Origin of the sequence: Acidovorax kalamii, from assembly GCF_002245625.1 — a bacterium.
GTDB classification, from domain to species: domain Bacteria; phylum Pseudomonadota; class Gammaproteobacteria; order Burkholderiales; family Burkholderiaceae_C; genus Acidovorax; species Acidovorax kalamii.
This window is the reverse complement of the sequence record NZ_NOIG01000008.1, coordinates 444699-463317: the sequence shown is the minus strand read 5'-3', so window position 1 is coordinate 463317 and position 18619 is coordinate 444699. Positions and strand designations below refer to the sequence as shown.

Below are 18619 nucleotides of genomic sequence, written 5' to 3'. Positions count from 1 at the left end.
GGTTGATTCAGCAGTTGAGCTGGATAGGCGCCCCGTGAACGTCCAGCAACTCGCTCAGCTTGATCAGGCCGTTCTTGCCCTTGATGACGACTTCGCCTTTGTCGGTGAGCTTGAGCGAAGCGACGCCTTCTCCCTCACCGATGGTCAGCGTAATGCTCTCGCCCGCCTGCAACCGGATGTGCTTGGCCGCCTTCACCAGCACAGAATCCTTCGTGGCCTGGATGTTCACGTTCTGGTCACCGACGACGGTGGCGGTGTCCTGCTTGGAAGCCAGGGTGATGTTCTGCTGGGCGGTGAGGTTCATGTTGCCCGTCTGGGCTTCCGAAGCAATGTCGCCCTTGGACACGGTGTTGCGCTGACCACCTTCGGACACGTGGGTCAGCATGCCGCTCTTGGCCAGTTGGGTGAGCTGCGCGCCGCTGGACAGCGTGATGTGCTGTTTGGCATGCATGGAGGCGCTCTGCCCGGAGCTGATCACGATGGGCTTGGGGCTGATCATCGAATGCCCTTCGGGGCTCACGATCGAAACCACCGGCTTGCTGATGTCCTTGGAAAGCTCTCGCAGCGCCTGCGACTGCGGCATCGCCGGGTCGGTATTCGTGGGCATGAGCGTTTCGGCCCCTGCACCCCCCCCTCCTCCGTCGCCGGCGAGCGCAGCAATGGCAGCCGCCGCTTTCGACAAGGTGGCCATGGCAGCCTTGCCACCGGTCATCGCGGCGATTCCCGAACTCAGCTCCATCATGTGCGATGTCTTGAGGCCATTGATGGCCTCGATGGCACCGTTCATGGCAGCGACGGCCTCGCCTGCTTCCTCCATCAGCGAAGCCGTATTGGCCAGGCCTTCACCCAGGCCGTCGAAGCCGTCCGGGTTGTCGTGCGCCAGCTTTTGCTTGAAATCCTGCGTATACGTCGTGATCAGCAGCCCCTTGTCCGCCCGGATGGCACCCCACTCATTGGTGCGCAGCTCAAAGCCATAGCTGCGCTTGGCCTCGGTGCTTTGGTTCATCAGGTAACCCATGTGCAAGTGCGTATTGCCATGGTCGGTAGAGAGCTCGATGTGCTCGATGCCTCTTTGGTCCTCAAACCGCAGCATGTGCTTGCCGCCACCGCCTTTGCTCCAGTTGGTCTGGAAGCCGGACTGCGTCTTGTGTTTGGGCAACTCCCATGGCGGCATCTGGTCCGCGTTGTAGACACGCCCGGTGATGATGGGGTAGTCCGGGTCGCCGTTGAGGAAATCGACGATCACTTCCTGGCCAATGCGTGGCGTGAAGATGCCGCCGTATTTCGCGCCCGCCCAGGGATGGGACACGCGGATCCAGCAGCTGGAGTTCTCGTCCATCGCTCCGATGCGGTCCCAGTGGAACTGCACCTTCACGCGGCCGAACTTGTCGGTCCAGATTTCCTCTCCCGGCGGTCCCACGACCACCGCAGTTTGCGGGCCCTGGCTGCGAGGCTTTGGGGTCACACGGGGCGGCGTGAAGGCCATGCTGGTGGGCTGAGCCTTCAGCACGAAGCGCTGGATGGAGCCCACCTCATCCTTGGTGGTTTTCGGCGTCGGTTTGGCAACGCTGCTCACTTCCGGATTTTCCTGAAAGTGGTACTGGACGGCCGTGATGAGGTACTGCTGGTTCTGGTCGCCGCGCGGGTAGTTCTCCAGGCTGAAGGTGTAGCCGGGCACCAGCGCGCGGCAACTCGACTTGCCTTGCACGACGCTCTCGCGGGTGAGGTTCTCCTGCAGGCGAACACGCACATACGTCTCGCCATCGCCATACTCGGTGTAGCCGCCGGGCCACTCGTAGATCTCATGGCTGTCGTGCGCGTGGCCGGCCGGCATCTTGCGCATATTCGACAGGTCGGCTTTGGGCTTCTTGAAATCGTAATCGTCGTTGTAGTGGCGACCCGATTTGATCTCTTCCGCCGACTCCCACGCGAAGATGCATTCACGGTCGGAAATCGCGGCTTTTTCGGGCGGGTAGAAGGGAATGGTGGCGGCACCGGGCAAGGCGCTGTGCGACGCAACAATGTCGTCCGCCAGCGTGAGCACATGCTGCCCAGGGGAATGCTGGTGGTAGTAATAGATTCCCTCGTGCTCCATGAGACGAGATACGAACTGGCAATCTGTTTCGTTATATTGAACGCAATAATCCCAAGTGCGATAAGTGCGCGTCAATTTCTTATCGAATGGCTGCCCATATTTTCCCAGGACCTCTTCAATAATCTCCGGAACCGTTTTGTTCTGGAATATCTTGAAATCGCTTTTCCGTGTGGCCAGCCACAGCCACGGGCTCAGGCGGGCGCGGTAGGAATACATCCGGTGGTCCTGGCCCTGCATGCCGAACCGGGTGACGATGCCATCGATATGGCGCTTGCCCCCGCCTTCTGTCTCGACCACGATCGTGGCATTCTTGCCCAGCAGCGCCTTGGGATCGATGCTTTTGCTATCGCTCAGCAAATCCACATCCAGAGCGAACAGCTGGCTGATTTCTTCCGTGCCTTGCAGCTGCCTGAACTTGAGTTGTTCGCCCAAGGGCGTTTGAATGGTGACGCGGCGTTCCATGTGCTGCTGACTATCGAGCCCGTTGGTTTGGATGGCTGGGCATGATAGCTATCGAAGGGGTATTTTCAGTTGTCAGGCCCTCCTTTGAAATTCACAAAATTACCGCAAAAAGTAACCACGGTAACCAGGCTGGAATAAAAGAGACTATTTGCAACCAAACCGGCTGTGTAACCCGCTGAATTCAGCACGCAACCAAGTTCCAACGATTTCGTTCACGCCGGCCATCCGCCTGGCGGCGCAGCACCGGCTCGCGGCCGATCTACGCCGGCAGCGGGGTGCTGCGCCACAGTGGGCGCCGGATTGCTGAAGCGCAGGTCATGGACTCGTTGTACGAGCGGCGCGGTCATGCACCACGGCGCTGGCTTCACCTGTACCCTTGTGCAGCGCGCTGGCAGGGGTGCTATTCGGGACATTGCGCGCCAGCCCGAACAGCGGCCGCAGCCACCACACACGCTGCACTACCGCTGTGATCCCCCAGCACAGCGCCACCGTGCCCGCCACCAGCAGCACGGGCTCCGCCACAGGACCCAGGTGCCAGGGTGAAAAAACCACCACCAGCACGATGATCACCGTCTGGTGCAGCACGTACCAAGGGTAGACCGATGCGTTTGCCCAGCGCAGCCACGACCAGGGGCGGTTGAGCCGGTGGTGGGCCCAGCCCAGGATGGCCAGCAGCGCAGCCCAGAGGTAGGCATCCGCCAGCACACGCAGCGGCAGGCGTGCAGCGCGCACGCTGTGTTGCTGCGCCAGGCCCAGCAGCCCCAGGTACAGCACCAGCAAGCCCAGCGCCAGGCCCAGGGTGCGCCAGCGCTGGTGCACCAGCTCGGCCCACAGGCCCGCATCCAGCCCGATCCAGTAGCCATAGACGAACACGGTGAAGTACACGGCGTGCAACCAGGCATCCTGGACCAGGTCATGGGTGGGCGGGAAATGCGGCCACAGCAGCACCGAGTACAGCGCCAGCGGCAGCACGGGCACCACGACCAGCCGCGCGCCCCGCAGCCGGGCGAAGGCCTGGCGCAGACGCTGGCCGACGTCGGACTCGGCCAGGGGCAGCAGCAGCGCCAGCACCACGGTGTAGACCCAGAGGTAGGCCAGGTACCAGAGATGGTTCCAGGTGATGCCCACCTCCCAGCCATCGAACGCCCCGGCGGGCCAGCGGCTGCCGGGGTGGTAACGCAGCAAAAACGCGCCAAACCCCGGCGCGATCAGGCCGTTGGCCACGCCCTGCGCATAGGCCTGGTAGGGCACCACCACGGCCATGCCAAAGGCCAGGGGCAGCAGCAGGCGCAGGCTGCGCTGGCGGATGAGGCCCGCCGGGGTCTGCCCCCGGGCCACCAGCCCGAAGGCCAGGCCGGAGATGAGGAACACCAGATCCATGCGCCACAGGTTGAGCGCGCGCATGGGCGCCTGCAGCCACTCGGCCGCATGGGGGCTTTTGAGGTGCCAGTGCCAGTCGGCCACATAAAACATGGCAACGTGGTACAGGATGACTAGGGCAAAGGCCAGGGCGCGCAGGGCGTCGATGTCGTGGCGGCGGGGGGACATGGGATGAGGGGCTCCGGGACAAAAGATGCGCCATGGTGGGCCGGGCACCGTGCGGGCGGCCCGGTGATGGGATGGCCCCACCCTTGCCTGGGACCAGCGGTGGCCCCACGGGACGAGCGGCGGCGGCCACTAGGGCCCGTCCCACCCCGGCTGCCTACACTAGGGCATGACCTCTGTCGCCCCCACCTGGCCCGACCGCTACCTGCGCAACCCGGCGCTGCGCCGCCGCGCCGAGGTAGGCTTCTGGGCCACGGTGCTGCTGGTGCAGGCGGTGTTCAACGCGGTGGTGACCTCGCTCGACCTGGCCGGCGCCGGGCGGCAGGTGCTGGCCTGGGAGCCCTGGGTGTGGGAGGTCTCCAGCGTGGTCGTGGTGGCGGCACTGATCCCGGCCGTGGTGGCGTTCGAGCGGCGCTTTGGGCTGCACTGGGACACCCTGGCGCGCCACCTGCCCTGGCATGTGCTGGGCAGCGTGGTCTATTGCACCCTGCACCTGGCCGGGATGTTGGCGCTGCGCCACGCCGCCTACGCCATGCTGGACACACCCTACCGCCCCGGGACCTGGTGGGCCGCCTGGGGCTATGAATACCTCAAGGACGTGCGCACCTATGTGCTCATCGTGAGCACGCTGGTGGGCTACCGCTTCTTGCTGCTGCGCCTGCAGGGCGAGGCGCGCGTGCTGGATGCGCCCGAACCGGCCCCGGCCCCGGCCCTGGCCGCTACCGCCCCAGGCCCTGCAGAGCCCCAGCCTGCGCCGCCGCCCGTGGCCCCGGCTGCACCAGAGCCGGACATCCCCCCTGCGCCACCGCCCACCCCGGCACGGCCCGAGCGCTTTCTGGTACGCAAGCTGCGGCGCGAATTCCTGATCGCTGCCGCCGACATCGCCTGGCTGCAGGCCGAGGCCAACTACGTGGGCCTGCATGTGAACGGGCACGACTACCTGCTGCGCTCCACGCTCACCGATTTTCTGGCCCAGCTGGACCCGGCGCGCTTCGTGCGCGTGCACCGCAGCTACGCCGTCAACCTGGACGCCATCGCCATGATCGAGCCGCTGGACAGCGGCGATGCGCGCCTGGTGATGAAGGACGGCAGCACCGTGCCCTGCAGCCGCCGCTATCGGGATGGGCTGGCGCCCCGCGTGGGCTGAGAGCGGCCCCTCAGGCAGTGAGACCCGGTGTCCGCGCTGGTGCCCACTCGGGCGGGCAGGCGGCCATCTCGGCCTCCACCTTGCGCAGCATGTCGGCGAGCGTCTTGCCGGGCTCCTGGCGGAACTGTTCTTCGAGCACCACCAGGTCCACGATGCGGTCGATGCGAAAGCCCCGGAAGTCATTGCGCAGCTCGCACCAGGCCGACAGCGTCCAGACCTTGCCCCAGTAGAAGCAGCCCAGCGGCCGCAGGCGGCGCAGGCTGGGGCGGCCGTGCACATCGGCGTAGTCGATCTGCACCACATGGCGGCTGTGCACCGCCTCGCGCAGCGCCTGCAGCGTGGCCTGGGCGCGCGGGTCCAGCCCCACGGACGGCGCATAAAGCGCCTGGGCCTCGGCCGCCACACGCGCGGCCGGGGGCAGCACCGACAGAATCTTGCCCAGGGCGCCCTCCACCTCGCGCGCCAGCCCGGCGTCGAGCCAGGCCTGGGCCAGCCGCGCGGCAGCCACCAGCGCATTGGCCTCGCCCTGGCTGAACATCAGCGGCGGCAGCTCGAAACCCGCACCCAGGCGGTAGCCCACACCGGCCTCGCCCTCAATGGGCACGCCCTGGTGCTGGAGGTCCGCCACGTCGCGGTAGATGGTGCGGGCCGAGACTTCGAGCCGATCGGCCAGAAAGGCGGCCGTGGACAGGCGCCGCCCACGGATGAGCTGAACAATCTGGAACAGGCGGTCGGCACGGCGCATAGGCGGAGAATACCAGTGTTTTAAGGCTCTACCGCCTGTCCATCAAGCACTTATAGCTATATTATTTATAGCACAACACCTACATGGATGGCCACCTTGTCGGGCCCTTCGTAGGCCTCGAAATCCGTGCCAAAACGGCGCCGCACCTGGGGATTTTCGGCAAAGTAATGCCAGATGCGGACCCAGGTGTCGATCACCATCTGCGGCATGTCGCCCTCGCCGCTGAACACGAGGTAGTCACCCGCCTCGATGTCAACGCGGTGCGCGCCGGGCACGGTCTTCTGCACCAGCTCTGGCTCGGCAACGGCCACACCGGCGGTCACGTCGAAGGCGCCATGCTCGTTGGACTCATAGCCGCTGTACACGCCGAAGATGCGGCCATCGTCGCCCCGGCTGGGCAGCTTGCGCTCCCAGCTCTGGCTGAAAAAACGGTTCCACAGGCCGCCCAGGCGTGCAACGGCGGGGTTCATCTCTTCGCTGTTGCGCGTGCGCACAGCAATGCCGGCCACGCTGAACGCGGGGATCCGCAAGGGGGTAGGGGTGGTGGTCTGGGTCATGGCAAGTCCTCTCTCTCGTCTTCAGTGAATGAAATCGGTGCACGGGCCACAGGGCGCCGTGCGAGAGAGGCATGGTGCTTGCACGCTGCTGACAGCCTGATGTCAGTAGCCTGCGCCCACCCCGGTGGCCCGGCATGGGCGCAATGGCCGAGGCGGGGAGGCACCAGGCGCCCGCCTCCACCACCGGTCAGTCGGGCTGCGCGACGATGGCCGCCGTGGCGCGGCGGACCACCGGCAGCACCAGCAGCAGCGTGGGGAAGGCCACCACCCAGGACAGCGCCCAGGCACTGAGCCACAGGCGCGGAAGCTCCAGCGTGAGGCCCGCGACGCGCACCGTGCTGATCAGGGACACGATGAAGGTCATGAGCAGCGACAACAGCAGCGGCATGACCCAGGCCGCCGAGCGTGCGGGCAGCTTGGGCAGACCGAGGAAGGTCTGGCGGGAAGACGGGGGAAGCGAGGAAGGTTGGTTCATTGAAGTTCCAGAAAGCAAACCGGCCAAGCAAGGTGCCGCCCCCGCCCTGCGGCATCGGCAGGCTGGGGGCCACCACCCCGGCAGGGCCGGTGTTGGTTGGCACGTTGATTGACGTAAACGCTTACGGCAACCCATGAACCGGGTCGCGGGGGCGATTCTAGGCCGGGTCGGCCTTGGTCGCTTTGGGCTTAGTCGCTGTGGCCTGCAGACACAACAGGCTCCGCAGCCCCGCTGGCCTGCGCCCGTGCGGCGGCCAGGCGGCGCGCACGTTCGATCTGCTGGCCCACGGTGCGGGGCACCAGGCCGTACATGTCAGCAAAGGCATCCAGCGTCTGGCCACTGGCTTCAAACGCACGCAGCAAGGCTTCGTCCTTGGCGTTGCGGGCGGCCCAGTCGGCAAAGGCTTCTTCGAGCAGGGCGTTGGCCGATTCGTCGCGGCTTGCTACCCGGGCGGTGTAGTCCTCGCGCGTGAGGCCCGAGGCTTCGAACGCAGCAATCATGCGGTTGCGCAGCTTGGGCAGCAGGTCTTCGGTGGCGCGGGCCTTCTTGCGGCGGTAGACCTCCAGCAGCGCGTGGTGCACATGCTCGGGCGCCATGGCCTCCACCGGCTGGCCTTGCAGATCGTGGCGCTTGTCGCCCGCCGCCACGCTTTGCAGGTAGCGCGTGGAGCGGGTGTGCAGGCCCAGCGCCACCTTGAGCGCCTCGCGCTCGAACAGTTCGGGATGGGCGGCCAGGATGTCCTGGAAGATGCCGCGCTTGAGCGGACGGAACACCGCGCCAAACAGGTGCGGGTACAGCGCCGCGAGTTGCTCCAGCGCCGGATGCACGCGCTGGGGCGCACGCGGGGCTGCACCAAGTGCGGCAGCCTCGGCCGCCCCTTCGGGCGCCGGGCGCCCCTCGGGCTTGCGGCGGTTGCGGCCACCCCGGCGGGACCCGCCCTTGCGCTGCGGCTGGGCCGCACCGGCTTCATCGGCAGGCGCAGCGGTGGCCACAGCGGCGGCAGATTCGGCCACCACAGGCGCGGCCACGGGGGCGGCAGGGGCTGCGTGGGGTTGTTCTTGTGCGGACGCGGAGTCGGTCATGGCAATGCGGTTCGGGGGCGAATGGGAAGCGACAAAACCCTCGATCATGCCAGTGTTGCACCCGCAAGCCATCGGAGGCCCGGAACGAGGGGCTGTGTGCAAGGGCGGACGGCGCCCCGGCCAGCCCCTGTCAGGAGGTGCTCAGCGCCTCGTCCAGCACCTCCACCCAGTGCCGCACCGCTGTGCCCGTGCCGCTTTGCAGGTGGGTGATGCAGCCGATGTTGGCCGACAGGATCACATCGGGTGGTTGCTCGCCAAAGGCCTCGGCCAGCACGCCGAGCTTGCGGTCGCGCAGCTGGTAGGACAGCTCAGGGTTGAGCACTGAGTACGTGCCGGCCGAGCCGCAGCACAGGTGGGCGTCGTTGCGCGCAGTGCGCAGCTGGAAGCCCAGCTGGTTCAGGTGCGCCTCCACCCCGCCGCGCAGCTTCTGGCCGTGCTGCAGCGTGCAAGGGGGGTGGTAGGCATACAGGGTGTCCGGCTGGTTGACCCGGCCCTGCAGCTTGGTGGCCAGCTCGGGCAGCAGGGCGGGCAGCAGTTCCGACAGGTCGCGCGTGAGGGCGCTGATGCGCTCGGCCTTGGCGGCGTACTGCGCATCGTCCTTCAGGATGTGGCCGTATTCCTTGACGGTGACGCCGCAGCCCGAAGCGTTCATGACGATGGCCTCGACCCCGCCTGCTTCGACCAGCGGCCACCAGGCGTCGATGTTGGCGCGCATCTCGGCCATGCCCCCTGCCTGGTCGTTGAGGTGGAACTTGACGGCGCCGCAGCAGCCTGCCTTGGGCGCGATCACGGTCTGGATGCCCACCGCGTCGAGAACGCGCGCCGTGGCGGTGTTGATGTTGGGCATCATGGCCGGCTGCACGCAGCCCGCCAGCATGAGCACCTTGCGCGCATGTTCGCGGGTGGGCCAGGCGCCAGCGTCCTGCGGTGCGGGCACCTTGGCCTTCAGGGCCTCGGGCAGCAGGCCGCGCACCAGTTGCCCGGCCTTCATGGCGGGGGCAAACAGGGGCGATGGCAGGCCTTCCTTCAGCGCCCAGCGCAGGGCTTTTTCGCCCACGGGGCGGGGCACTTTTTCATCGACGATCTTGCGACCGATGTCCACCAGGTGGCCGTACTGCACGCCGCTCGGGCAGGTGCTTTCGCAGTTGCGACAGGTCAGGCACCGGTCCAGGTGCATCTGGGTCTTGCGCGTGGGCGTCTCGCCTTCGAGCACCTGCTTGATGAGGTAGATGCGGCCGCGCGGGCCGTCCAGCTCGTCGCCCAACAGCTGGTAGGTGGGGCAGGTGGCGGTGCAAAAGCCGCAGTGCACACATTTGCGCAGGATGGCTTCGGCCGCGAGGCCGTCGGCACGGGCGCGGTATTCAGGAGAGAGCTGGGTTTGCATGGTGCATGCCTGGGCGGAGGAAGCAGAAAAAATGTCAGAACGGATTCAGCGCGCGGTCGGAGGGTCCAGGGGCGGATCCAGCGGCGCCTGCAGCGCCAGCGCCTTGCGCCAGGGCTGGCGCAGCCGGGCGCGGTCGGCCCACAGCGGGGGCAGCGACAGGGCCAGCAGCACCAGCGCCAGCGGCACCACAAACACAAAGCCCACATGCTTGAAGCCCGCCGCACCCGCAATGCCGCCCACCAGGAACATCCCCAGCAGCCCGGCAAAAAGCCGCAGCCGGGCCTGGTTGGCGCGCACCTGCGACTCGGGCGCAGTGCCGGTGCGGTTCCAGTAGAGCATCTTGCCCATCTCGATGCCCAGGTCGGTCACCACGCCGGTCATGTGCGTGGTGCGGATCTGGGACGAGGACATCTTGGTCACCGTGGCGTTCTGCAGGCCCATGATGAAGGACAGCAGCAGCACTGTGAGTGGCACTGCAAACGGCGTGGGCCAGCTCAGGGTGATGGCGCCCACCAGGCCAAACAGCAGCATGAGCACGGCCACCAGCAGCAGCGGCAGCGCAAAGGTGCTGCGCAGCCTGCGCTGGCGCGCCCAGTTGACCATGATGGCCGTGGTGCCCGCGCCGGACAGGAAGGCCCACAGCGCTCCAATGGCCCCCAGCACCAGCTTCATCTGGCCCAGCACCAGGTTGTCGGCCAGCGAGGACAGAAAGCCGGTCATGTGCGAGGTGTAGAGATGCACGACCAGGAAGCCCCCGGCATTCACGGCGCCCGCATTGAACGCCAGCAGCAGGCCCAGCACCCGGTTGCTGGCCACCGTGCGGCGGTGTCCGGTGAGGTGGCGAAGGCGTCGCATGCGGGGGCGGGACGAGAGTCGGGCGGCTGCGCTTACCAGGCCCGTGCCACGCGGCCGGGGTTGAAGATGCCTGCCGGGTCAAAGCTGTGCTTGAGCCGGGCGTGGATCTGCTCCAGTGCTGCGGATTTGAGGTCAAAAAGGCCTTTTGCGCCTGTCCCACCTGCGCTTGCAGCTACAAAAACAGAAGCATTTCCACCCACAGCCCGTGCGGCTTCGCGCAGGGCCTCGCCCGCCGATTCAGGGGCCTGCACCCAGCGCAGTGCGCCGTGCCACTCCACCAGCGGCTCGGCACCGCCCGGCAGGGCCAGCACCGGGGCGGTGGCGGGCACGGACAGGCGCCACAGCGCGTGGTCGGGGCGCTGCGCGCGATCGGTGAACCACGGCAGGGTCTGCTCGCGGCAGGCGGCCCAGTCGGCGGCCACGACGGCGTTGTCGTCCATGCGCGTGCCACCCATGGTCTTGCACGCGGCCTCCACCGCCGCCACGGCGCCGCGCAGGCGCACATAGAGCGTGCCCACGCCACCGTCTTGCACCCAGCAGCTCGCGTTCAGGGGCAGCGGCTGGCCGCCCCATGCGTGCAGCTGGCGCAGGGCGTTGGCCTGGGCAATGTCGTCAAAGCGCAGCGTGGCTTCGCCGGGCGCCACGGGCAGCACCTTGAGGCTCACCTCGGTCAGCAGGCCCAGCGTGCCCCAGGCGCCCGCCATGAGGCGTGACACGTCGTACCCCGCCACGTTCTTCATGACCTGGCCGCCAAAGGTCAGCAGCTCGCCCTTGCCGTTGAGCACCGTCATGCCCAGCAGGTAGTCGCGCACGGCGCCCACGCTGGCGCGGGCGGGGCCCGACAGACCCGCCGCCACCATGCCGCCCACGGTGGCAGCGTCCGAAGAGGTCTTGGCGAAATGGGGTGGCTCAAACGGCAGGCACTGGCCACGCTCGGCCAGCGCGGCCTCCAGCTCGGCCAGCGGGGTGCCGGCGCGCACGGTAACGACCAGCTCGCTGGGCTCGTAGCTCACGATGCCGCGCAGCCCCCGGGTGTCGAGCACCTCGCCGTGCAGGGCCAGGCCGTGGAAGTCCTTGGTGCCCCCGCCACGGATGCGCAACGGGGTTTGGTCGGCCGCAGCGGCACGCACACGCTCGGCAATCGGGGCAAGGGAAAAGTCCATCCGTGCATCGTAGCGGCAGCGGTGTGCGGCACGGCAGGCGGGGCGCGTGAATTTTTTGAACAGCGCTTGTGAAGGACAGCGGTCTGGTGGAAGGGGACAGCAAGGGGCGCGACGCCCCTGCTCCAGAACAAGCCAAGCGAGCCTCCTGCTGGCGCAAAAATGGCCCGCCGGTGGTCGGCGGGCCAAAGAACCCAGAGGAGTAACTCGCTTGTTTTTCTTGCTACCACGCCACGGTGCCACCAGACACCGCAGCGCGTGGGGCGCAGGGTCGAAGATCAGCGGTTGTACGCCGTTTCGCCGTGCGATGTGATGTCCAGACCTTCGCGTTCGTCTTCTTCCGTGACACGCAGGCCCAGGGTCAGGTCCACAATCTTGTAGGCCACGAAGGACACCACACCCGACCACACGATGGTCAGCAGCACGGCCTTGGCCTGTGTCCACACCTGAGCAGCGATGGAGTAGTCGGCCGCCGTGACCATGGAAGCGGTCACCCAGTCAGCCACGTAGCCGGGGCCGCCAAGGGAAGGCGAGTTGAACACGCCGGTCAGCAGGGCACCCACGATGCCGCCGATGCCGTGCACGCCGAACACGTCGAGCGAGTCGTCTGCACCCAGCAGCTTCTTGAGGCCATTGACACCCCACAGGCAGGCAAAACCACCCACCAGGCCGATCACCAGTGCACCGCCGATGCCGACGTTGCCAGCAGCCGGCGTGACGGCCACCAGGCCCGCCACGGCACCCGAAGCGGCACCCAGCATCGACGCCTTGCCACGCATCAGCGCTTCACCGATGCACCATGCCAGCACGGCAGCGGCGGTGGCCACCAGCGTGTTGATGAAGGCCAGGGCGGCAAAGCCGTTGGCTTCCAGGGCAGAACCGGCGTTGAAACCGAACCAGCCCACCCACAGCAGCGAGGCGCCCACCATGGTCAGCGTCAGGCTGTGAGGCGCCATGGCTTCCTTGCCGTAGCCGATGCGCTTGCCCACCATGAACGCGCCCACCAGGCCCGCCACAGCGGCGTTGATGTGCACCACGGTACCGCCAGCGAAGTCCAGAGCACCCCACTGCCAGATCTGGCCGGCCTTGCCGGTCATGGCGTCGGCCACTTCCTTGGAGGCATAGGCGTCAGGGCCCATCCAGAACCACACCATGTGGGCGATCGGCAGGTAGCTGAAGGTGAACCACAGCACCATGAACAGCATGACAGCGCTGAACTTGATGCGCTCGGCGAACGCACCGACGATCAGGGCACAGGTGATGCCGGCGAACGTGGCCTGGAAGGCGGCGAACACCACTTCCGGAATCACGACACCCTTGCTGAACGTGGCCGCGTTGGCGAACGTGCCTGCCGCGTTGTCCCAGATGCCCTTCATGAAGAGGCGGTCGAAACCACCGATGAAGGCACCGCCTTCAGTGAAGGCCAGGCTGTAGCCGTAGATGAACCACAGCACCACGATCAGCGAGAACGTGACCATAACCTGCATGAGCACGGACAGCATGTTCTTGCTGCGCACCAGGCCGCCGTAGAACAGCGCCAGGCCGGGCAGAACCATCAGGATCACCAGCAGGGTGGACGTCATCATCCAGGCCGTGTCCCCCTTGTTGGGGACGGGCGCTGGCGCTTCTGCTGCAGCAGCAGGAGCAGCGGCGGGTGCTGCGGCCGGTGCGGCAGCAGCTGCGGGTGCAGCTGCGGGTGCAGCGGCGTCAGCAGCCGGGGCAGCGGCGGTGGCGGCTGCCGGTTCGGCGGCTGGGGCCTGGGCCAGGGACAGATTGCCCATGGTCAGCAGACCCAGCCCCAGAATGAAGGAAGCAAGCAGTTTTTTCATGGCATTTCTTCTCTTGTGTCTGTTGCGACCGGGCCCTTACAGGGCTTCCTTGCCGGTTTCGCCCGTGCGGATGCGCACCACCTGCTCCAGGTGGGTCACAAAGATCTTGCCGTCACCGATCTTGCCGGTGCGCGCAGCGGTCTCGATGGACTCGATCACGCGGTCCACCAGGTCGTCCGCGATGGCGGCTTCGATCTTGACCTTGGGCAGGAAGTCCACCACGTACTCTGCACCACGGTACAGCTCGGTGTGGCCCTTCTGGCGGCCAAAACCCTTGACCTCAGTGACCGTGATGCCTTGCACGCCGATGTCCGAAAGCGCTTCGCGCACTTCGTCCAGCTTGAAGGGCTTGATGATGGCTGTCACCATTTTCATTTTGGATTCCTCCGGAATGGGCGCCCGGGGCGCCCATTGAGATTTACAGGGTTTTAGTCAGCGTGACGATCACGCGCGACTTGTTCACGTGGCCGAAGAAGGCCTTCTTGTTGGCGCCGACCACGGCCGCACCCAGCGACAGGCCACCGCCGAAGTCATACGCGCCACCCAGGCTGTAGTCCATGTAGTTGGGCACACCGGTGTCCTTGATGTCGCTGGCAAAGCGCGTGAAGCCCACCGAGGCCTTCACCGTGACGCTGGGAGCCACTTCCTGGGCAAACGCGAAGTTCAGGTAGCCCGTGTTGCGGCCCTTCAGGCCCGAGCCGGACTTGGCACCGGCAAAGCCGAAGTAGTCCTTGGAGATGGTGTGCGAGTACTTGGCAGTGAAGGGGCCCAGGGTGGCCGCGCCATACAGCTCGGTGGTGTTGCCATTGCTGTTGCCGGGGTAGATGTAGGTCAGCGCGCCCACATCGAAGTCAGCGCCTGCGGCCTTGAACTTGTAGCCGCCATACAGGTCGGATTCGAGCGAGTTGTTGGTCAGCCAGTCCACGCTGGAGTTCCAGTTGCCCACGTACCAGCCGGACTCGCCGAAGGCGTAGTCAAAGCCGCCTTGCAGGGCGGGCTTGACGGCCTTGGCCTTGGTGGCGTCCTGGTCCTGGCCACGGAACTTGTAGTTGGTGGTCAGGCTGACGTTGCCGGTGAGCTGGGCACTGGCCAGCATGGGAAGGGTTGCAACAAGGGCAACGCCCAGGGTCTTGATGATGGCGCGGGTCATGTTTCCTCCGGTTGGACAAAGTAGGGACAAGCGCTTTAAGCACGGACCGTGCCATTGCCTCCACAGGCCCAGCGCATGCGGCCCGGGCGCGGTTGCGTTGGGTTACAACAATCCCCAGTACAGTGGTGGGGATCGCGCCGGGCACAACGCACCCATCTGGTGCAAAAACCCACAAGCCCGCGCCAAAACACCCACAAACGCACCCATCTGGGGAGAAACCGCTTCATGAGTCTTGCTTTGGTGCAAAGCCGCGCCCTTCTGGGGATGTCGGCGCCTTCTGTCACCGTGGAAGTGCATCTGGCCAACGGCCTGCCCAGCTTCACGCTGGTGGGGCTGGCCGAGGTGGAGGTCAAGGAGGCCCGTGAGCGCGTGCGCTCGGCGCTGCAGAACGCGGGGCTGGAGTTCCCCACCAACAAACGCATCACGGTCAATCTCGCACCCGCCGATCTGCCCAAGGACTCGGGCCGCTTCGATTTGCCGATTGCCCTGGGCATCCTTGCCGCCAGCGGCCAGGTGGACGCCAGCCGCCTGGCAGGCTACGAATTTGCGGGCGAACTGTCGCTGTCGGGCGAACTGCGCCCCGTGCGCGGCGCGCTGGCCACCAGCCTGGCACTGCAGACGCAGCAGATCGACACCCAGCTGGTGCTGCCACCCGGCAGCGCCGAAGAAGCAGCCCTGGTTCCCGCTGCCCAGGTGGTGCGCGCGCGCCACCTGCTGGACGTGGTGCGCGCCTTTCTGCCCCCGGGCAGCGTGGCGGGCGGCGATGCCGACGTGGCCAACGACGGCTGGACCCGCCTGGCGGCCACGCCCCTGGCCACCCGCACCACCGGCCCCGACATGGCCGACGTGAAGGGCCAGGCCGGCGCCAAACGCGCGCTGGAGATTGCCGCGGCGGGCGGCCACAGCGTGCTGATGGCCGGACCACCGGGCTCGGGCAAATCGATGCTGGCCCAGCGTTTTGCGGGCCTGCTGCCTGCGATGACGGTGGAAGAAGCGCTGGAAAGCGCCGCCATTGCCAGCCTGGCCGGGCGCTTTCGCCCCGAGGCCTGGGGCCAGCGGCCGACCGGCCAGCCGCACCACACGGCCAGCGCGGTGGCGCTGGTGGGTGGCGGGTCGCCCCCGCGCCCGGGCGAAATCTCCCTGGCCCATCAGGGGGTCCTTTTTTTGGACGAACTCCCGGAATTCCCCAGGGCCGCGCTGGAGGCCCTGCGCGAGCCGCTGGAGACCGGGCACATCACCATCGCCCGCGCCGCGCAGCGCGCGGAGTTTCCGGCGCGCTTTCAGATGATTGCGGCCATGAACCCCTGCCCCTGCGGGTTTCTGGGCTCCACGCAGCGCGCGTGCCGCTGCACACCCGACCAGGTGAACCGCTACCAGGCCAAGCTCAGCGGCCCGCTGCTGGACCGCATCGACCTGCATGTGGAGGTGCCCGCCCTGCCCGCCGAACAGCTGGTGCAGGCCCCGGCGGGTGAATCCACCACCGCCGTGCGCATGCGGGTCGAGCAGGCCCGCCAGCGCGCACTCGCCCGCCAGGGCAAGGCCAACCAGGCGCTGCAGGGCCAGGAGATCGACGCCCATCTGCAGCTGCAGGACGCGGCAGCGAAGTTCCTGAACACCGCTGCCGCCCGCCTGGGCTGGTCGGCGCGCAGCACCCACCGCGCGCTCAAGGTGGCCCGCACCATTGCCGACCTGGCAGGCGCTGCCGACACCGAGGTGGGCCATGTGGCCGAGGCCGTGCAGTACCGCCGCGTGCTGCGCCACCCCGCCTGAGGCGCACGCCACGGGTGCGCCGCTGCGGGTTTTCACCCTTTGCCAACTATCATTTTTATAGCTAAATAGGCAATACAGACAGGCGCAGACGGCTGATTTGAATCAAATTTTCTGCTGTCTTGCACCCATCTCCAACCTGCGCCGCCACAATCGCCCCATGCCCAGCCCCCGCACATCCAAGAAGACCGCCGTCGCCACGCTCGACACCCCTGCCACGCCCGCGCCTGAATCGGTGGACACCGGGTTTCTGCGCACCCTGGTGGGCTACAACGCGCGGCGCGCGTCGCTGGCCGTGATCGAGGTGTTCATGGAGCGCATGGCGGTGTACCGGCTCAAGGTGGTGGATTTTTCGGTGCTGTCGCTGGTGGCGCACAACCCGGGCGTGACCTCGCGCCAGCTGTGCGTGACGCTGGGCGTGTTGCCACCCAATCTGGTGGGCCTGGTGGCTGCGCTGGAGCGGCGCGGCCTGATCGAGCGCCGCCCCCACCCCAGCGACGGGCGCGCCATGGGCCTGCACCTGACGCCCGCCGGTGTGGAGCTGACGGCCCAGGCCGAGCAGACCGCCGCGCAGCTGGAGGTGGACGCCACCGCCGGCCTCACGGCCACCGAACGCAAGACGCTGATCCGCCTGCTGCAAAAGGTCTACGCCCGCGACGGGGCCTGACAAAGAAAATGGGAAAAGGGGCGCGACAGCCAGCGCCCCTTGGTCCTTGGTTTTGTGTCCGGCTTCGGGCCGCTTCTGCGCCCCGTTTACTGGCCTGCGGCCGCCGGTGCCACGGCCTCAGACTTCGCCGCCATGGCCGCCGCCAGCCCGCCCCACTTTTCGTGGAACAGGCCCGCGTCCATGGTCTTCACATTGCGCATGATCGGCTTGAAGCCCATGTGCGCCAGCACGTCGCGCTCCAGGTCGATGCCGGGCGCAATCTCGGTCAGCTCCAGCCCTTCGGTGGTCAGGTGGAACACGGCGCGCTCGGTGACGAAGAGCACGTTCTGCTCCCGCTGGGCCGCATCCAGGCCGTTGAAGGTGATCTGCTCGACCTTCTCGATGAACTTGCGCGAGCGGCCTTCCTTGACGATGGTGAGCTGGCCGTCGGCCACCTTCACCTCCAGCCCGCCGGCGGTGAAGGTGCCGCAGAACACCAGGTTCTTGGTGGCGCGCGTGATGTTCACAAAGCCGCCGCAGCCCACGGGCCGGCCGTTGAACTTGCTCACGTTCACGTTGCCGTGGTTGTCGGCCTGCGCCAGGCCCAGGAAGCTCGCGTCCAGCCCGCCACCATCGTAGAAGTCGAACTGCAGCGACTGCTCGATGATTGCGTCGGCGTTGTAGGCCGTGCCAAAGTCGCCCAGCTGCGCCGGGATACCGCCGGTGATGCCGCTTTCCACGCTCAGCGTGAACTGGTCCGCCACGCCCTCTTCCGCCGCCACCGACGGCACACCGGCCGGGATGCCAATGCCCAGGTTGGTGATGGCGCCCGGCTTCAGCTCCAGCGCAGTGCGGCGTGCGATGACCTTGCGCTCATCCAGCGCCATGGGCGCCAGCGAGTTCACCGGCACGCGCACATCGCCGCACAGTGCGGCGTTGAACTGCGTGGTGATGGTCTGCATGTGGTTCTCGGGCTGGCTGACCACCACGTAGTCCACCGACACGCCCGGCACCTTGACCGACTTGGGGTGCAGGCTGCCGGCCTTGACGATGCGCTCCACCTGCGCGATCACGATGCCGCCGCAGGCCTTGGCCGCGTGGGCGATGTTGATCTGCTCCAGCAGCACGCCTTCCTTGTCCAGCGTGAGGTTGCCGTTCTCATCGGCCAGCGTGCCGCGGATGATGGCCACGTCGATCTTGGGCGAGGGGTAGAACAGCCACTCCTCGCCGTTGAATTCCACCAGCTTCACGAGGTCTTCGGTGGACTTGCTGTTGAGCTTACCGCCTTCGATGCGCGGGTCCACAAACGTGCCCAGGCCCACCTTGGTCAGCAGCCCGGGGCTGCGGCTGGCGATGTGGCGCGTGAGGTGCGAGAGGCTGCCCTGCGGGAAGTTGTAGGCCTCCACCTCGCCGTCAAACACCATCTTCATCATCTCGGCGCCGGTCTGGCCGAAGTGGCCGGCCACCGTGCGCTTGATCATGCCGGGGTGGGCAAAGTGCACCATGCCCGCGTCCTTGCTGTTGCCGATGGCGCCGCAGGCCCAGGTGGTCACGTTCTTCGGACTGCCGTGTTCGAGGAAATTTTTCTCGATGCCCTTGAGCACCTCCTCGGGCAGGCTGGAGACGGCCAGACCGCCCAGAAAGATGGTGGCGTTGTCGGGGATCAGGGCCCCGGCCTGGGCTGCGGTGATGATTTTCATGGTGTGCTTTGCAAAATGTG

General features: G+C 66.8%; 16 protein-coding genes. 3 read left to right on the top strand and 13 right to left on the bottom strand.

The genetic code is table 11. The features are described 5' to 3' along the window. Window positions 1-7 precede the first annotated feature (7 nt). Together tssI and CBY09_RS13465 are read right to left on the bottom strand one after the other, a co-directional pair. Complete coding sequence (gene tssI, locus CBY09_RS13470; RefSeq protein WP_094290103.1) at window positions 8-2557, bottom strand: type VI secretion system tip protein TssI/VgrG; 2550 nt, start codon at window positions 2555-2557, stop codon at window positions 8-10. A 315-nt stretch (window positions 2558-2872) separates the two neighbouring features. After that, on the bottom strand, window positions 2873-4105 hold the full coding sequence (locus tag CBY09_RS13465) for an acyltransferase family protein (protein ID WP_094290102.1): 1233 nt from the start codon (window positions 4103-4105) through the stop codon (window positions 2873-2875). A gap of 166 nt (window positions 4106-4271) precedes the next feature. Here CBY09_RS13465 and CBY09_RS13460 point away from each other — a divergent pair, with 166 nt between their 5' ends. Further along, window positions 4272-5249: a LytTR family DNA-binding domain-containing protein gene (locus CBY09_RS13460; protein WP_094290101.1), complete on the top strand. Its 978-nt coding sequence runs from the start codon at window positions 4272-4274 to the stop codon at window positions 5247-5249. A gap of 10 nt (window positions 5250-5259) precedes the next feature. Here the strand turns inward: CBY09_RS13460 and CBY09_RS13455 are convergent, their stop codons facing one another. The 10 genes from CBY09_RS13455 to CBY09_RS13410 all read right to left on the bottom strand — a co-directional run bounded on the left by CBY09_RS13455 (window position 5260) and on the right by CBY09_RS13410 (window position 14486). Next, window positions 5260-5994: a helix-turn-helix transcriptional regulator gene (locus CBY09_RS13455; RefSeq protein ID WP_094290100.1), complete on the bottom strand. Its 735-nt coding sequence runs from the start codon at window positions 5992-5994 to the stop codon at window positions 5260-5262. 65 nt (window positions 5995-6059) lie between these two features. Continuing rightward, entirely contained in the window at window positions 6060-6551 is a 492-nt protein-coding gene (locus CBY09_RS13450) for a GyrI-like domain-containing protein (RefSeq protein ID WP_094290099.1), read from the bottom strand. A gap of 187 nt (window positions 6552-6738) precedes the next feature. Beyond that, entirely contained in the window at window positions 6739-7026 is a 288-nt protein-coding gene (locus CBY09_RS13445; RefSeq protein ID WP_094290098.1) for a DUF2798 domain-containing protein, read from the bottom strand. A gap of 188 nt (window positions 7027-7214) precedes the next feature. Beyond that, window positions 7215-8108 carry a ProQ/FINO family protein gene (locus CBY09_RS13440; RefSeq protein WP_240515715.1) on the bottom strand — a complete coding sequence of 298 codons (894 nt, stop codon included), beginning with the start codon at window positions 8106-8108 and terminating at the stop codon, window positions 7215-7217. Between the two features lie 130 nt (window positions 8109-8238). After that, window positions 8239-9492 carry a glycolate oxidase subunit GlcF gene (gene glcF, locus CBY09_RS13435; RefSeq protein ID WP_094290096.1) on the bottom strand — a complete coding sequence of 418 codons (1254 nt, stop codon included), beginning with the start codon at window positions 9490-9492 and terminating at the stop codon, window positions 8239-8241. A 45-nt stretch (window positions 9493-9537) separates the two neighbouring features. Further along, entirely contained in the window at window positions 9538-10347 is an 810-nt protein-coding gene (locus CBY09_RS13430; RefSeq protein WP_094290095.1) for a YoaK family protein, read from the bottom strand. A gap of 32 nt (window positions 10348-10379) precedes the next feature. Continuing rightward, entirely contained in the window at window positions 10380-11510 is a 1131-nt protein-coding gene (gene glcE / locus CBY09_RS13425; RefSeq protein WP_094290094.1) for a glycolate oxidase subunit GlcE, read from the bottom strand. Between the two features lie 275 nt (window positions 11511-11785). Then, complete coding sequence (amt, locus tag CBY09_RS13420) at window positions 11786-13336, bottom strand: ammonium transporter (protein WP_094290093.1); 1551 nt, start codon at window positions 13334-13336, stop codon at window positions 11786-11788. A 36-nt stretch (window positions 13337-13372) separates the two neighbouring features. Beyond that, the gene (glnK, locus tag CBY09_RS13415) at window positions 13373-13711 is read right to left on the bottom strand and encodes a P-II family nitrogen regulator (protein WP_063461033.1); all 339 of its coding nucleotides are present in this window, start codon (window positions 13709-13711) and stop codon (window positions 13373-13375) included. A 43-nt stretch (window positions 13712-13754) separates the two neighbouring features. Then, window positions 13755-14486, bottom strand: coding sequence for a TorF family putative porin (locus CBY09_RS13410; protein ID WP_094290092.1), 732 nt, complete (start codon window positions 14484-14486; stop codon window positions 13755-13757). A gap of 225 nt (window positions 14487-14711) precedes the next feature. Between CBY09_RS13410 and CBY09_RS13405 the strand changes: the two genes are divergently transcribed. After that, complete coding sequence (locus tag CBY09_RS13405; RefSeq protein WP_094290091.1) at window positions 14712-16256, top strand: YifB family Mg chelatase-like AAA ATPase; 1545 nt, start codon at window positions 14712-14714, stop codon at window positions 16254-16256. Between the two features lie 157 nt (window positions 16257-16413). Then, window positions 16414-16920, top strand: coding sequence for a MarR family winged helix-turn-helix transcriptional regulator (locus CBY09_RS13400; protein WP_094290090.1), 507 nt, complete (start codon window positions 16414-16416; stop codon window positions 16918-16920). An 86-nt stretch (window positions 16921-17006) separates the two neighbouring features. On the opposite strand, the gene CBY09_RS13395 is transcribed toward CBY09_RS13400, so the two are convergent. After that, window positions 17007-18599, bottom strand: a complete 1593-nt coding sequence (locus tag CBY09_RS13395; RefSeq protein ID WP_094290089.1) for an acyl CoA:acetate/3-ketoacid CoA transferase — start codon at window positions 18597-18599, stop codon at window positions 17007-17009. Window positions 18600-18619: the final 20 nt, after the last annotated feature.

Bases quoted from the DNA above. Each gene is read 5' to 3' on its own strand.
- CBY09_RS13465 (WP_094290102.1), bottom strand. From the start codon at position 4,105: ATGTCCCCCCGCCGCCACGACATCGACGCCCTGCGCGCCCTGGCCTTT.
- CBY09_RS13445 (WP_094290098.1), bottom strand. From the start codon at position 7,026: ATGAACCAACCTTCCTCGCTTCCCCCGTCTTCCCGCCAGACCTTCCTC.
- CBY09_RS13405 (WP_094290091.1), top strand. From the start codon at position 14,712: ATGAGTCTTGCTTTGGTGCAAAGCCGCGCCCTTCTGGGGATGTCGGCG.
- glcE (WP_094290094.1), bottom strand. From the start codon at position 11,510: ATGGACTTTTCCCTTGCCCCGATTGCCGAGCGTGTGCGTGCCGCTGCG.
- amt (WP_094290093.1), bottom strand. From the start codon at position 13,336: ATGAAAAAACTGCTTGCTTCCTTCATTCTGGGGCTGGGTCTGCTGACC.
- CBY09_RS13440 (WP_240515715.1), bottom strand. From the start codon at position 8,108: ATGACCGACTCCGCGTCCGCACAAGAACAACCCCACGCAGCCCCTGCC.
- CBY09_RS13455 (WP_094290100.1), bottom strand. From the start codon at position 5,994: ATGCGCCGTGCCGACCGCCTGTTCCAGATTGTTCAGCTCATCCGTGGG.
- CBY09_RS13400 (WP_094290090.1), top strand. From the start codon at position 16,414: ATGCCCAGCCCCCGCACATCCAAGAAGACCGCCGTCGCCACGCTCGAC.
- CBY09_RS13395 (WP_094290089.1), bottom strand. From the start codon at position 18,599: ATGAAAATCATCACCGCAGCCCAGGCCGGGGCCCTGATCCCCGACAAC.
- CBY09_RS13460 (WP_094290101.1), top strand. From the start codon at position 4,272: ATGACCTCTGTCGCCCCCACCTGGCCCGACCGCTACCTGCGCAACCCG.
- CBY09_RS13410 (WP_094290092.1), bottom strand. From the start codon at position 14,486: ATGACCCGCGCCATCATCAAGACCCTGGGCGTTGCCCTTGTTGCAACC.
- CBY09_RS13450 (WP_094290099.1), bottom strand. From the start codon at position 6,551: ATGACCCAGACCACCACCCCTACCCCCTTGCGGATCCCCGCGTTCAGC.
- glcF (WP_094290096.1), bottom strand. From the start codon at position 9,492: ATGCAAACCCAGCTCTCTCCTGAATACCGCGCCCGTGCCGACGGCCTC.
- glnK (WP_063461033.1), bottom strand. From the start codon at position 13,711: ATGAAAATGGTGACAGCCATCATCAAGCCCTTCAAGCTGGACGAAGTG.
- tssI (WP_094290103.1), bottom strand. From the start codon at position 2,557: ATGGAACGCCGCGTCACCATTCAAACGCCCTTGGGCGAACAACTCAAG.
- CBY09_RS13430 (WP_094290095.1), bottom strand. From the start codon at position 10,347: ATGCGACGCCTTCGCCACCTCACCGGACACCGCCGCACGGTGGCCAGC.